General features: G+C 47.1%; 10 protein-coding genes. 7 read left to right on the forward strand and 3 right to left on the reverse strand.

Features of this window, described 5'->3' with window-relative positions:
* Nucleotides 1-51: 51 nt before the first annotated feature.
* Together ACMUEV_RS30420 and trmB are read left to right on the forward strand one after the other, a co-directional pair.
* Nucleotides 52-1,311 (forward strand): FIST N-terminal domain-containing protein, encoded by a 1,260-nt coding sequence (locus ACMUEV_RS30420; RefSeq protein WP_190652227.1) that lies wholly within the window; start codon nucleotides 52-54, stop codon nucleotides 1,309-1,311.
* 3 nt (nucleotides 1,312-1,314) lie between these two features.
* Complete coding sequence (gene trmB, locus ACMUEV_RS30425; protein WP_017291477.1) at nucleotides 1,315-1,947, forward strand: tRNA (guanosine(46)-N7)-methyltransferase TrmB; 633 nt, start codon at nucleotides 1,315-1,317, stop codon at nucleotides 1,945-1,947.
* Nucleotides 1,948-2,104: 157 nt separating this feature from the next.
* On the opposite strand, the gene psb34 is transcribed toward trmB, so the two are convergent.
* Nucleotides 2,105-2,275, reverse strand: coding sequence for a photosystem II assembly protein Psb34 (psb34, locus tag ACMUEV_RS30430; RefSeq protein ID WP_190652228.1), 171 nt, complete (start codon nucleotides 2,273-2,275; stop codon nucleotides 2,105-2,107).
* Between the two features lie 150 nt (nucleotides 2,276-2,425).
* Nucleotides 2,426-3,490, reverse strand: coding sequence for a hypothetical protein (locus ACMUEV_RS30435; protein WP_036045004.1), 1,065 nt, complete (start codon nucleotides 3,488-3,490; stop codon nucleotides 2,426-2,428).
* Nucleotides 3,491-3,844: 354 nt separating this feature from the next.
* Here ACMUEV_RS30435 and ACMUEV_RS30440 point away from each other — a divergent pair, with 354 nt between their 5' ends.
* From ACMUEV_RS30440 to ACMUEV_RS30460, 5 genes are all read left to right on the forward strand, one after another.
* Complete coding sequence (locus ACMUEV_RS30440; protein ID WP_190652229.1) at nucleotides 3,845-5,269, forward strand: GAF domain-containing protein; 1,425 nt, start codon at nucleotides 3,845-3,847, stop codon at nucleotides 5,267-5,269.
* Nucleotides 5,266-5,709 (forward strand): response regulator, encoded by a 444-nt coding sequence (locus ACMUEV_RS30445; RefSeq protein WP_017291473.1) that lies wholly within the window; start codon nucleotides 5,266-5,268, stop codon nucleotides 5,707-5,709. Before ACMUEV_RS30440 ends, ACMUEV_RS30445 begins: the two co-directional genes overlap by 4 nt.
* Nucleotides 5,710-5,723: 14 nt before the next feature.
* A complete protein-coding gene (locus ACMUEV_RS30450) occupies nucleotides 5,724-7,649 on the forward strand; it encodes a response regulator (RefSeq protein WP_017291472.1) in 1,926 nt (641 codons plus the stop codon).
* Between the two features lie 123 nt (nucleotides 7,650-7,772).
* Nucleotides 7,773-10,025 carry an ATP-binding protein gene (locus tag ACMUEV_RS30455; protein WP_190652230.1) on the forward strand — a complete coding sequence of 751 codons (2,253 nt, stop codon included), beginning with the start codon at nucleotides 7,773-7,775 and terminating at the stop codon, nucleotides 10,023-10,025.
* Nucleotides 10,026-10,082: 57 nt separating this feature from the next.
* Complete coding sequence (locus tag ACMUEV_RS30460; protein ID WP_190652231.1) at nucleotides 10,083-12,446, forward strand: glycoside hydrolase family 65 protein; 2,364 nt, start codon at nucleotides 10,083-10,085, stop codon at nucleotides 12,444-12,446.
* A 135-nt stretch (nucleotides 12,447-12,581) separates the two neighbouring features.
* Here the strand turns inward: ACMUEV_RS30460 and ACMUEV_RS30465 are convergent, their stop codons facing one another.
* Nucleotides 12,582-14,075 (reverse strand): adenylate/guanylate cyclase domain-containing protein, encoded by a 1,494-nt coding sequence (locus ACMUEV_RS30465; protein ID WP_242044590.1) that lies wholly within the window; start codon nucleotides 14,073-14,075, stop codon nucleotides 12,582-12,584.
* Nucleotides 14,076-14,165 lie beyond the last annotated feature (90 nt).

Raw genomic sequence — 14,165 nt, forward strand, 5'->3', positions numbered from 1 at the left:
CCGTGTTCTACACTAGAGTCATTGCGACTTTTCTCAGGAGAGCGATCGCGTATGACCGAATCTCTCAAATCATCCATGCGATGGGCAAGCGCCTTGTCAACTCGCCCATTCCTAGAAGCTGCGGTCGAAGAAGTTGTGACTCAAGCACAGGCAACCTTGCGAGCTTCAATTGATTTGGGGATTATTTTTATCTCATCTGCGTTTGCCAGTGAGTACTCTCGATTGTTGCCTTTATTTCGAGAAAAATTGCCGGGTGTGCCGCTGATTGGATGTAGCGGGGGCGGCATTATCGGAATGACACAGCGGGGAAAAGTGCGGGAAGTCGAAGGGGAGCCTTCGCTGAGCCTGATGCTTGGGCATTTACCGAACGTGAAGGTGCAGCCGTTTTACATTTCGGCAGGGGATTTACCGGATTTGGATAGTCCGCCGGATACTTGGACAGATTTAATCGGGGTTCCGACATCAGATTCGCCAAATTTCATCGTGCTCGCAGATTTGCCGCGAGTCAACGATCTACTGCAAGGGTTAGATTTTGCTTATCCTAGTGCGCCGAAAGTCGGCGGGTTGGCAAGTGCGGGAACGTTAGGGGGATCGACCGGATTGTTTGGCGATCGCTTTTATCGAGAAGGCGCGGTTGGCGTTGCGCTGAGCGGCAATATTGTCATGGAAACGATCGTCGCTCAGGGTTGCCGTCCGATTGGTAAACCGTATTGGGTAACCGAAGGCGAGCGCAATGTCTTGCTGGCAATGCAAGAAGACGATGGATCAGGAGTGCCGTCTGATCGCTGTGGTGTGAAGCGATCTCCCTTGGAACAGTTGCAAGAGTTAGTGCAGGGATTGAGCGAAGAAGATCAGCAGCTCGCACAGCAGAATCACATTTTTGTGGGTGTGGCGCAGAACGGATTTAAGCAGACCTTGGAACCTGGGGATTTTTTGATTCGGAATTTATTAGGCGTTGATCCGAGAGTGGGCGCGATCGCAATTGGCGATTTGATTCGTCCCGGTCAACGGATTCAGTTTCACTTGAGAGATGCAGAAACTTCCGCAGAAGATTTGGATTTGTTCCTGCGGCGATATATGCAGACGAGCCAATCTGATCCGAGTCCGACGGGAGCCTTAATGTTTTCGTGTTTGGGACGGGGCGAAGGGCTGTATGGAGAACCGAATTTTGATTCGCAATTGGTGAATGAGTACTTGCAAGAACTGCCGATCGCGGGTTTTTTCTGTAGCGGTGAAATTGGGCCTGTGGGAGGGAGTACATTCTTACATGGCTATACGTCAGTTTTTGGAATTTGTCGGGAGAAGGAATAGACTGTGGCGATCGTTCGAGTTCGAGAGCATGTAAATCCGCTGAGCCGGAGATATCAAACCCCCACGCCTGCGCCAGACTGGAATCAGGTTTTTTCAGATCTGTCGCGCCCTTTGCATTTGGATATTGGCTGTGGGCGAGGGGTGTTTTTGCTGAAAATGGCAGAGCAACACCCGGATTGGAATTATTTGGGGTTAGAGATTCGAGAGCCGATTGTTCAACAAGCCTTAGAGTGGCGAGACGAAGCGGGCTTGAAAAATTTGCATTACATTTTTTGCAATGTGAGTAACTCGCTGCATCCGATGTTGGCATCTTTGCCGACAGGTGTGCTTGCGCGGGTGTCGATTCAGTTTCCTGATCCTTGGTTTAAGCGGAAACACCAAAAGCGTCGAGTTGTACAGCCGGAAATTGTTACAACTTTGGCGGAATTTATGAAGTCGGATACAACCGTGTTTCTGCAATCAGACATCCTGGAAGTTGCGCAGAAAATGGTCGATCGATTTGCAGAGTCACCCAATTTTGTGCGCACCAGTTCAGAGTGGCTCGCTGAGAATCCGTTACCGATTCCAACAGAGCGAGAACTGATGGTGATGTCCTTTGGAGATCCGATCTACCGAGCGATTTTTCGGAAAGTTTGAAGGTCGCAACAAAAAAGCCCTAGCAATTTACTAGGGCTGATTTCAACTTTCCAATGATTGATCCAGAGATTCAGAAGTTGAGGAGAGACAACTTCTGAAAAGTCTTATTGCTCAGTCAGGGATTCAGAAGTTGAGGAGAGACAACTTCTGAAAAGTCTTAGCTTGCAGCAAACGCAGTGAGAAACGTGAAGGCAACGAGTAGGAATGCGATCGCACCTTGAAAAGCGTAGTTCTGCTGTTGCTCAAGAGAAGGAGATTCAGCGAAATACATCACAGGTTCCGAAGCGTAGTTGTTCAAGATTCCGTCTTCATTCCGAGTCGTATACATCGCAGGTTCCTCTTAAGTCAGTGGTTTGTTGCGTTATGTAAATTAATGTAACGTTATGTTTACAAAATGTCAACAAATTTCTGATTTTCTGATAGAGAAGCACGGACTGCGTTTGAGCAGCACTTCCGAATTCAGAATGAGAGACTCTAGCTAGCGTTGCGCAGAAGCAGACAGTTGCGCCCACGCTTGCACCATGTCTTGTAAAGCTCTTGGAAGATTTTTAATTTCCAGATCGATGTATTGAACAGTAATCCCCATGCCTTTCAGCGTTGTCGTCGGATAGTCTGCCATAGCGGCGCTACTCAAATAACGCAAGCGATGGAAATTGGGCAATCTCTGGGTTTGCATCATTTGCTGAAACTGCTCAACTTGCTGCTGAGAGAGACGCTTGACCACGATCGGACGAGAACGAATATTCGGTCCCATGATCCACTGGGTGATTGCACCATCCTGGGTCAACGTAAGTTGTGTCACTTTGCCAGCCAGATCCCCGCTGACGATCGATTGAAATACAACGTCTTTTTCACTCGGCGATAAGTTCTCTTCTGGAATAAATGAAGGCACTAAACCACCCTGGCTACCGCTTGCTGTGGGATTTTGAGCAATGCGATTGCCGGACTGATCTAAGTGATAGACCCAACTGCGATCGCCGTTTGTCACGATCGCTTGCCATCCAGGTATCGCAATCTTCGTACAGGCTTGTCCTGGTTTGAAAACGCCCATGCAGCCATCCCAAGTTGCGGATCTGACTTCTGCTACTTTTAAACGACGCATCGGTACTCGCACTTGTCTTGAAACCGTTCGGAGCAAGCGTTGGTTGACTGATGCGGGTAAAGTCACTCCTGTTTCAGAGTTGGGTGCTAAGCGAATTGTGTCAGCATTCTTGTCCGTGCGATACAGCCAATTTTGCTGCCCGCTGGAGACTTCAATTTGCCAACCTTCAACCAGTGCTTGTAAACAACTTTCCGCCGCACCTCCTAGACCTAGACATCCATCTGTCCAAGTTTGCTGAGAAAAATGCACAACTTGAATCTCGCGCAGCGGAATGTTAAATTGCTGCGCGGCAGCTTGACGGACTTTAAGTTCAACGGATGACGGAAGTGCAGATCGCGGAGTAGTGAGCGCAATCGCAGATGCAGAAGTATGTGCAAATCCAGCTTGCTGAGAGAATCCTATTCCAGTGCTGAACATCAATCCAGACAATGCAAAAGTCATGAAGTGACGCGATAATCTGAACTGTTTTTGTGTCGTGAGTTTCATAAGGATTGAGAACTTGATTAGGGATAAATCTAAGTTAACGAGCCTGATGATGAGACACGATCGCTGTTTCTGAATCTGTTACATCAATCCATGACTTTATATTGATCGGAAACTCCTACGATTTGTATGGTGTCTTAGTGCGATCGCAATTTAAGGTGTAGTCTGTTTGTAGCTCATTGCAATGAGTAGCTCATATTGCTTGCAGTCAGACAGACATCGGGTGAAACGCTGTGTTCAAGCCAAATCCTTAGAGAATAGCCAGACCTCTTACAATACTCTTATCCATCCCGGACTGAGGACAATCGAATCATGGATTCAGAAGTCTTGACAAAACTGAAAAGCTTGTGCCGAGATGAAGCCGCATTTGAGCAACTCCGACAAACCCTCGCTGACAAAATTCAGCCTTTAGAACAGCAGATCAATCAGGCAAATTTTTTAGTTGAGCGGCAGAAGGCTCTGTTTCATGTCATCGCCCGCTTACGCGAACCCCTTGATCTCGAAACAATTTTTCAATCAACCGCAGCCGAAGTCCGGCAACTGCTCGGAGCCGATCGCGTTGGCGTATTTCGCTTCTATCCTGATTGCGGTTGGAATGATGGAGAATTTGTTTCAGAAGATGTTGATCCTGAGTTTTCTTCCGCGATCGCCCAAAAAATCCACGATCACTGCTTCGGCGACCAGTTCGCAGCACATTACCAACAAGGGCGCATCCAAAATGTAACCGACATCGACACAGCAGGATTAAGCGATTGTCACAGGCAAATTCTGGCTCAATTTCAAGTGCGAGCCAACCTCGTCGTGCCGCTTCTGCAAGGTCGCAATCTATGGGGATTACTCTGTATTCATCAATGCCGCGCTCCGCGCCAGTGGCAATCGACAGAGATCGAGTTTGTGCAACAAATCGCCAATCACCTCGCAGTTGCCCTGCAACATGCAGAACTGCTGGCAGAATTGCGCGCAGAAGTCACGGAGCGCCAGCAAGCTGAACAACGCGCCCAAAAACTCAACCAAGGGTTACAACAAGCCATTCTTGAACTTAAAGCAGTCAATGCAGAATTAGAAGCCTTTAGCTATTCTGTTTCGCACGATTTGCGCGCCCCTTTACGCAGCATTGATGGCTTCAGTCAGGCATTACTAGAAGATTGCTTCGAGCAACTCGATCCGAGCGGGCAAGATTATTTGCGTCGTATCCGCTCTGCCACTCAGCGCATGGGACACTTGATTGATGATCTCCTGACGCTATCGCGAGTCACTCGCAGTGATATGCAAAAAGACACCCTTGATCTCAGCCAAGTTGCCAGCCGGATCTGCACTCAGTTACAGCAAGCCTCTCCGCAACGACAAATAGAAGTTCAGGTACACCCGGGATTGACCGCTTATGGAGATACCCGTCTGCTCCAAGTTGTCTTAGACAATTTATTAAATAATGCTTGGAAATTTACTGAAAAGCAGGCACAAGCCAAAATTGAATTTGGCATGATTCTACAAGACAACGGTATCCCCCTCTACTTTGTCCGAGATAATGGAGTTGGCTTTGACCCAGCGTTTCTTGATAAATTATTTAAGCCGTTTCAGCGGTTACACAGCATGGTTGAATTTCCGGGTAATGGAGTCGGACTCGCGACTGTACAGCGCATCATTCATCGTCATGGCGGTCGCGTCTGGGCAGAAGGAGCCTTAGATCAAGGAGCAACTTTCTATTTCACATTAATAGAGGAGAAACCCAGCGCATGAGTGCGAATAGCAGAGTGATCCTGTTGGTCGAAGATAATCCGGATGACGAAGCTCTAGCAATGCGAGCACTCAAACGGCATCATATCGGTAATGAAATTATTGTCGCAAGAGATGGAGTAGAAGCTTTAGATTATCTGTTTGGAACCGGGCTGTATGCAGGACGGGATATTACATTCAAGCCCTCAGTCGTCCTCCTCGATCTCAAACTTCCTCGAATTGACGGACTGGAAGTTTTACGCCGTCTGCGAGAAAGTGAACCGACCAAATTATTGCCTGTGGTGATCTTAACGACATCGAGTGAAGAACAGGATTTACTCGATAGTTATAGCTTGGGTTGCAATAGCTACATTCGCAAACCAGTTGATTTTCTGCAATTCTCCGAAGCGATTCGGCAATTGGGCATGTACTGGTTACTGATGAATGAACCCCCCCCTGTTTAGAGAGGCGATCGCATATGCATTCTCATCTACAGCTTTTAATTGTTGAAGACTTAGAAGATGATATGCTCCTAATCCTGCGGGAGTTACGACAGGGTGGCTATAGCCTGGATTATGTGCGGGTGGAAACTCCGGAAGCCATGCAAGCCGCGCTCGATCGCGCAACTTGGGATCTGATCATTGCAGACTATACTTTGCCGAAGTTTAGTGCGCCAGAAGCGCTAAAGCTTGTTCAGCGCCAGCAACGAGATTTACCATTCATTATCGTTTCGGGCACGATCGGGGAAGAAATTGCGGTCGCTGCCATGAAAGCAGGCGCACATGACTATATTTTTAAGGGGAACCTAGCACGATTAGTTCCTGCAGTAGAACGGGAATTGCGGGAAGCAAAAGAACGACAAAAGCGGCATCAAGCAGAACTCGCATTGCAAGAAAGTGAGGAAAAAATCCGAGAGCAGGCTGCATTAATTAACATTGCTTCAGATGCAATTTTCGTCTGCGATTTCTCGAATCAAATTACGTTTTGGAATCAAGGAGCAGAACGACTCTATGGATGGAATGCGGTAGAAGTTATCGGCAAAGATGTTCGTACACTTCTCGGACAAGATCTAGAAGAGAGTGAAATGCTCCAAACTGTTTTGGAAAAAGGCGAGTGGCAAGGAGAGTGCCAAAAGCTGAATAAAACAGGTCAAATTGTGATTGTTGCGACTCGCTGTACGCTCGTGCGCGGTGAAGCCGGAGAAGCTCGATCGATTCTGATCGTCGATACCGATATTACGGAAAAAAAGCTGTTAGAAGCTCAATTTTTGCGGGCGCAACGACTCGAAAGTTTAGGCACTTTAGCGAGTGGAATTGCCCATGATTTTAACAATCTTCTGACTCCGATTTTAGCGATCTCACAGCTTCTCCCCCTTAAGCTACCCGATCTTGATGAGCAGAATCACCAACTCTTGCAACTGATTGAAGACAATGTGAAACGTGGTGCCGATTTAGTCAAACAGATTCTGACTTTTGCGCGAGGAGGAGATGGAAAGCGTGTGCCGCTACAAATCCGACATCTGCTTTCGGAAGTGACGCAAATTGTACGTCAGACTTTTCCAAAAGCGATCGAGATTCGGACAATGCTATCGACAGTCGATTTGTGGATCGTCTCTGCCGATTCGACTCAGCTGCATCAGGTCATCATGAATCTCTGTGTCAATGCAAGAGATGCCATGCCCACAGGTGGAACGCTGACCATTGGCGCGGACAATCTTGTGATTGATGAAAGCTACAGACGCATCAACCCAGAAGCTTCTTCGGGTTCCTTTGTCGTATTGACGATCGCAGATACAGGAACTGGAATTCCAGCGGAGTTACTCGAGCGAATTTTTGATCCCTTTTTTACGACAAAAGAAGTTGGGAAAGGAACCGGGTTAGGACTCTCAACCGTATCGGGAATTGTCAGAAATCATGGTGGATTTGTTGAGGTCTATAGTGAGATTGGGAAAGGAACGCAGTTTAAGGTCTTCTTACCTGCAATTCCACAAAAAGTGGATCTGGCAGTAGAAGCAACTGCACATGCCCACGGACAGAACAAGCTGGTTCTGATTGTGGAAGATGAAGCTTCGATTCGGCAAGTCACGCAAACAACTTTAGAACTCTGTCATTACAAAACGCTCGTTGCTAAAGACGGAGTTGAAGCAATTTCTCTCTATGCCCAACACCATCAAAAGATTAGCTTAGTGCTGATGGACATTATGATGCCATCAATGAGCGGATTAACAGCAGTTCGCGCCTTGCAGCAAATTAATCCTGAAGTGAAGGTTGTTGCGATGAGCGGGTTAGCAACAAATTATGAGATTTCTCAAGAGGGTGGGAGTAGCTGTATCAAAGCATTCTTATCTAAACCTTATACTACAAAAGATTTAGTCGATACCTTACAAACAGTTCTTTGCCCATAGCTAAATTTAGACCGATGATCAGATACTAAACTTTAGCAAACTATAATTAAGATCTGTCTCAAGAGATATCCGGTCATCGGCACTTCTCCGTAAAATAGAGCCTGCTCAAGATGTGCCCATTGAATGAACGCTCGACCCTCTAGGCAGTCCTGGCAGCCTCTCTTGCTGGGTGCGGGAATTCTTATTCTGTCCCATTACGCAGCGTTACTGTTTCGTGTACAGCCCGCAGTTTCGCTCTGGTTTCCGCCTTCAGGTGTTGCAGTAACGCTCGCTATTTGGTTCGGAATGCCTGCTGTGATCCTCACTGGAATCGTCTCGACTCTGGTTGCGCCACTCTGGGGAAATCACGGTTGGAGCCAATTTGCAGGCTTGATGGATAGCGTAGAGCCTTTCCTCGCATGGTGGCTTTATCGGCAGGTTGGAAAGAGATCGCTTGCGCTCGATCGCGTTAAAGATGTCAGTGTCTTTGTTTTGAGCGCTCCTGCTGTTGCCTGTGTCGGTTCTGCAATCTGTGGAACATTGACGTTAGCTCTGATTGGAAATTTGCCTTGGGAGAAAGTTTCCAGTGCGATTCCACATTGGTGGTTAGGCAATGCAATGGGAACCATGACGATCGCGCCGCTAGCGATATTGACCTTAAATCCAGTACTGCGCCGCTGGGGATGGCTTTCAGCGAGTGAGCTTTCACCTAAAACATCACCGAATCGTACCTCTGATCCGTGTAATGCTTCTCGCTTTCGAGCCGAAAAAATTGCAATTCTCGGAATGAGTAGTGCGATCGCGATATTGAGCGTCTGGAAAACGAGCCATACCGGATTTGCGTTTCAGCAGTTTGCTTTTCTCAACTTTGTTCCAATTCTCTGGGCAGCTTTGCGCTTCGGAGCCATTGGCAGTATAGCAACAGCAAGCTTCTGTGTGATTGCTGCTCTACTGAGCTATATCCTGAAGTATCCTAATGCTTTAATCTTACAAAATTTCCCAATTGATCCCGATGTTCTCACCGTTCATAAGCTCAGTTTGCTCACTCAATGCGTGATTGCTTTACTGACTGGAACTGCAATTACTCAGCAAACTCAAACCCAAGTCAAACTCGCAATCTCTCAGGTACAACTTGCAGAATATGCAGCCCGATCGCGCTTGACTGAAATTTTGGAGCAAACAAATGCCCGATTAAAACAAGCTAATCGTGAAAAAGATGAGCTGCTCGTGCGAGAAAAAACTGCGCGATCGCAAGCCGAAACCGCGAATCAGGTCAAAGATGAATTTTTAGCCGTGGTCTCACATGAACTACGAACTCCACTCAACCCAATTCTCGGTTGGTCGAAGCTGTTACAGACCGGAAAGCTCGATCCAGCAACAACCGAGAAAGCATTGGAAACAATTTCCCGAAATGCCAAGCTACAATCCCAGTTAATCGAAGACTTACTTGATGTTTCTCGGATTTTGCGCGGCAAGTTAATTTTGCGAGAAATAGAGCTAGATTTGAGTTTAGTTATTCGATCTGCGATCGAGACAGTTCGCTTATCAGCAGAAGCAAAAGCACTTGCTCTAACCTTCACGCAGACGAATGCAGCGTCCAAAGTTTTAGTTTACGGGGATCCAAATCGATTGCAGCAAGTCATAGTCAATTTGCTGACAAATGCGATTAAGTTCACGCCTGAACATGGACAAATCGAAGTTCTCTTAGACTGTACCGCAACCCATGTGCAAATTCGGGTCAGTGATACGGGAAAGGGCATTCACCCAGAGTTTCTCCCTTATGTCTTTGAGCGATTTCGTCAGGAAGACAATGGCACAACTCGCAATTTTGGTGGATTGGGATTAGGACTCGCAATCGTGCGCCATCTCGTCGAGTTGCATCATGGACAAGTCGAAGCGAAAAGTGAAGGACTCGATCAAGGTGCAACATTTGTGATCACACTACCGATCGCAAATGCAAATTCTGAAATGTTGCCCGAACCCATTCCATCCACACCAGAATTCACTCCCATTTTAGAAGGCAGAAAGATTTTAGTCATTGATGATGAGGCAGATACCAGAGAGCTACTCCAGTTCTTTCTGGTATCCCAGCACGCGATCGTCATCTCTACTGCCTCGGCGCAAGCCGCGATCGCCCAACTGAAAACCTTTCAGCCGGATTTAATCATCAGTGACATCAGTATGCCAGAGATGGATGGCTATCAGTTTATGCGTCAAGTTCGCCAATCTCATCGTATTCCGGCGATTGCCTTAACCGCGAATGTTCGCGAAGAAGATCGGCTTAGCGCGATCGCGGCAGGGTTCGATGCTCATTTAGCAAAACCGATTGTGATCGAAGATCTGTTAACTGAGATTGAGAACCTTCTGGATTCCTTTCATTCTGCCTTTAGAGAGTGACATTCTCACAACACAATTCGTTACACATAGGGTTGTCCAATTTGAAACGATTAACCCATGCTCCAGCGCCAACCCTTTCATCCCCCGACACATATTTATCCCGCCGACGCTTGGAGATGGGTTGAAACAAAGTTCGCCCCTGATTTTTTAGAGCAGATGGAAACTTTGTTTTCGACTGCAAATGGTTACTTAGGAATGCGCGGAACGTGTGATGAAGGTGATCCCGTTTGGCAAAATAGTACCTTAATCAATGGTTTCTATGAAACCTCGCAGATTGAATATGCTGAGGAAGCCTATGGTTATGCAAAAACCGGGCAAACCATCGTCAATGTCGCAGATAGTAAAACAATTAGGCTCTACGTTGATGATGAGCCGTTCTATCTCCCGACTGCCCATTTATCGCAGTATGAACGCGCCTTAGATATGCGATCGGGAACGCTCGATCGCACAATCATTTGGGAAACGTCATCGGGAAAACAGGTGAAGATTCGCTCTCGTCGATTCGTCTCGTTTGAGCATCGCCATCTTGCGGCGATTTCTTACGAAGTGACGGTTCTCAATGCCAATGCCCCGATCGTACTGTGTTCAGAAGTTTGTTATGATCCCACGCCTTCTAGCAATACAAGTGATCCTCGCCTCACCAAAGGTTTCAAAGAACGGGTTTTACTCCCCGAGCATCACTTCTGCGAGAAGCAGCGCATCTTACTCAGCCATCGCACTCGCAATAGTCAAATGAGTGTAACCTGCGGGATTGATCATATTTTTGAAACGGGATGCTCTTATCTCTATGAAGCACAAGCTTCTGAAGATAAAGGTAAAGTTGTGTTCAGTGTGGATGCTCAAGCAGGTGTACCAATCCGATTGATCAAGCTGATCACCTATCACACGGGTCAGCGTGCTTCTGCTCAAGAATTGTGCGATCGCTCAAATCGTGCCCTCGATCGTGCGCTCAGACAAGGCTTTGATCAACTCTTAGCCAGTCAGTATGATTACTTGAATGATTTTTGGCAGCGCAGTGATGTGCAAATCGAAGGGCATCCAGATGCACCGGATTCAACCGAGAAGATGCAGCAAATCCTACGGTTTAATCTCTTTCACATCTTGCAGGCTTCAGCGCGATCGCAAGATGCTGGAGTTGCGGCGAAGGGGTTAACTAGCCAAGCTTACGAAGGGCATTATTTCTGGGATATGGAAATCTATGTTTTGCCGTTCTTGATCTACACCTCGCCACAGATTGCGAAGAACTTGCTGCGGTTTCGATACAACATGTTGCAGCAAGCGCGATCGCGGGCGAAACAAGTGAGCCAAGCGGGAGCCTTATTTCCTTGGAGAACAATCAATGGTGAAGAAGCATCTGGGAACTATGCAGCCGGAACTGCCCAGTATCACATCAATGCTGACATTATGTATGCGCTGAAGAAGTATATCGAAGCGACTGGAGATGAAGAGTTTCGTTTCCGAGAAGGCGCAGAGATGCTAGTTGAAACAGCACGAATGTGGTGTAGCTTAGGGTTCTTTTCACCGCGCAAAGGAGATCAATTCTGCATCAATGGTGTGACTGGACCGGATGAGTACAACACTGTGGTCAATAACAATGCCTATACGAATTTGATGGCACGTGAGAATCTGTGGTATGCCGCTGAAACCATTGAAACGTTGCGAGACAAGAATGCAGAACAATTTCAGGCTTTAGTACATCAAACTCATCTCGATTTGGCTGAAGTAGAGTGTTGGCGAAAGGCTGCTGATCGTATGTATCTGCCTTATGATCAATCGCGAGGAATTCACTTACAGCATGATGGTTTTCTCGATGATGAAGTTTGGGATTTCGAGAATACACCTCCTGACAAATACCCTTTATTGCTGCATTTTCATCCCCTCGTGATCTATCGGCATCAGGTGATCAAACAGGCCGATGTTGTGCTTGCTATGTTTTTACTAGGACACGAATTTTCACAAGAGCAGAAACGCCGCAATTTTGACTATTATGATCCGCTCACAACAGGTGACTCTTCTTTATCAGTCTGTATTCAAAGCATCCTTGCTGCTGAAATTGGATACATGGATGAAGCGATCGAATATGCAGCCTATGCGAGCTTAATGGACTTAGGCAATGTCGCAGGCAATGTGAAAGATGGCTGTCATATTGCAGCAATGGGCGGAACTTGGATGATTCAAGTGTATGGTTTTGCAGGACTCCGCGATGATGACGGGCGGCTGTCCTTTCATCCTAGACTGCCGAAGATCATTCAACGTCTGCGATTTCCCCTAACAGTGCGAGGTCAGCGATTATGGGTTGAGATGCATGACAAGACGGCAACTTATCTCCTGCAAAACGGACAGGGATTATCGATCGAGCATCAAGGCAAAGTACTAGAACTCAGCGAAGGTCATCCTGTCTCCGTCGAAATTCAAGTTTGAAAACGGTGATAGGGCGGCTCTGTTTGAGTTGTGAATGCTGAAAAGAGTAGGGGGTAGGGAGTAGGGAGTAGAGAGCTACCAAGAAACCAATTCCCTACTCCCCACTCCGCAACCAATTCAGGACTACTAAAGTTCTCAAACCATCGGCTTATCTTTGGGAAGAAAGAGATTGTAGCGGCCTCTAATCCCATAGACATCATAGATAGTAATCGGGTTCTCAAACCCTTTCGGATGAACCTGTTTCTCGCCCATAATTTGCACATTCTGACCTAAAGCCTGACGGGTCTGCTCAGAAATTAGAATTTGTCCACCCTGGGTATAAGACTCGATCCGATAGGTCAAATTCACAGAACTGCCGACGACTCCATACTTCGTCCGTTTTTCAGACCCAATGTTCCCAACAATGACTTCTCCGGTATTGATACCAATTCCCATTTCTAACTGAGGTAAATTTAAGGCTTGTAGCTTCTCATTGACCAATCCCATTGTCAGTTGCATCGCGCAGGCACAGGCAACGGCTCGCAGCGCATCATCAGCTTGAGACAGAGGCGCACCAAACAGCACTAAGATGCCATCTCCCATAAATTCATCGATCGTGCCTTGATACTGGTTAATCACTTCTGCCATATCTTCAAGGTACAAATTCAGAATTTCAATCACTTTTTCGGGAGGTAAGCGCTCTGACAGTGTACTAAAGCCTCGCAGATCAGAAGTCAAAATCGTAATCGTTCGCCGATCCCCACCTAACTTTAGTCCGGTCGGTTGATCGAGTAACGTGCCAACAACCGCATCGCTTAAGTAACGTCCAAAGACTTGACGAATCAGACTATTGCGTTTCTCCAAATCCGTATTTGCCTGCGCGAGATCAAAGGTTCGTTCTCGCACTCGCTGTTCTAGCTCTTTTGCTGTTTGTCGCAATCGTCCTACAACCAAAGTTAAACCCGATAGTCCGATGACCGACATGCTGCCTAGCATCGCAAAGGTTCCTTGCAGATTGCGATTGACTTTCTCGACAAATTGATCCAGCGGTTGGCGAATCTCCCAGACTCCAGCAACATCACCGACTGCCCAATCTTTTTTCGGGCTTTGCTGATGCGTATTGTGGCACTCAACGCAGGTTTGCTTCATGATGCTGGCTTCACCGTAAAACAGGGTGGTATGCCCATCTTTACGCTCAAATCGCACAAAGGGCGATCGCGGAGTTTTCTGCAAAAATGCGATCGCATCTTTTTCCAATGCATCGGCTTGCCTCGCACCCCGCCACGGAAATGGATACTCGCTGAACAAGCGCACCACCATTTCTGGATTCTTCTCGCTGATTTGATTTCCCAGTTCGAGAGCGAACGTTGAGGGCAAAGGGATGCCTCCAGGCTGGTTCAGATAGGCATGAGTCACAGTAATGCCTTTAACAGGCTTGGCGCGATCAGCAGCAGAATCGCTGTAGAGCGCGATCGCTTGTTGAAAAGACTGGGCATGTAGAGCGGCATTTTGGATTGCTTGGGACTCGATCAAGTTCGTGGACAAGCGAGACATATTTGCCAGCGCGATTCCGGCTCCGAGACAAAGCAGAAGTGCCAAAACCAGCACAATTCGTTTGAGAAGAAATCGAAAAAATCGATTCCAAAGCATTGCCAATATCATGACGGTTGAAGGCGAATGGGCATCTTATACTTAAATTGTTACTGGTTGTGATGTCAGGATTACGGATCACACCAGCAG

It is taken from the genome of Leptolyngbya sp. FACHB-1624 (genome assembly GCF_047649235.1).
In the GTDB taxonomy this organism is placed as follows: Bacteria; Cyanobacteriota; Cyanobacteriia; order Leptolyngbyales; family Leptolyngbyaceae; genus Leptolyngbya; species Leptolyngbya boryana.

Bases quoted from the DNA above. Each gene is read 5' to 3' on its own strand.
- psb34 (WP_190652228.1), bottom strand. From the start codon at position 2,275: ATGTATACGACTCGGAATGAAGACGGAATCTTGAACAACTACGCTTCG.
- ACMUEV_RS30445 (WP_017291473.1), top strand. From the start codon at position 5,266: ATGAGTGCGAATAGCAGAGTGATCCTGTTGGTCGAAGATAATCCGGAT.
- ACMUEV_RS30440 (WP_190652229.1), top strand. From the start codon at position 3,845: ATGGATTCAGAAGTCTTGACAAAACTGAAAAGCTTGTGCCGAGATGAA.
- ACMUEV_RS30465 (WP_242044590.1), bottom strand. From the start codon at position 14,075: ATGCTTTGGAATCGATTTTTTCGATTTCTTCTCAAACGAATTGTGCTG.
- ACMUEV_RS30460 (WP_190652231.1), top strand. From the start codon at position 10,083: ATGCTCCAGCGCCAACCCTTTCATCCCCCGACACATATTTATCCCGCC.
- ACMUEV_RS30450 (WP_017291472.1), top strand. From the start codon at position 5,724: ATGCATTCTCATCTACAGCTTTTAATTGTTGAAGACTTAGAAGATGAT.
- ACMUEV_RS30435 (WP_036045004.1), bottom strand. From the start codon at position 3,490: ATGACTTTTGCATTGTCTGGATTGATGTTCAGCACTGGAATAGGATTC.
- ACMUEV_RS30455 (WP_190652230.1), top strand. From the start codon at position 7,773: ATGAACGCTCGACCCTCTAGGCAGTCCTGGCAGCCTCTCTTGCTGGGT.
- ACMUEV_RS30420 (WP_190652227.1), top strand. From the start codon at position 52: ATGACCGAATCTCTCAAATCATCCATGCGATGGGCAAGCGCCTTGTCA.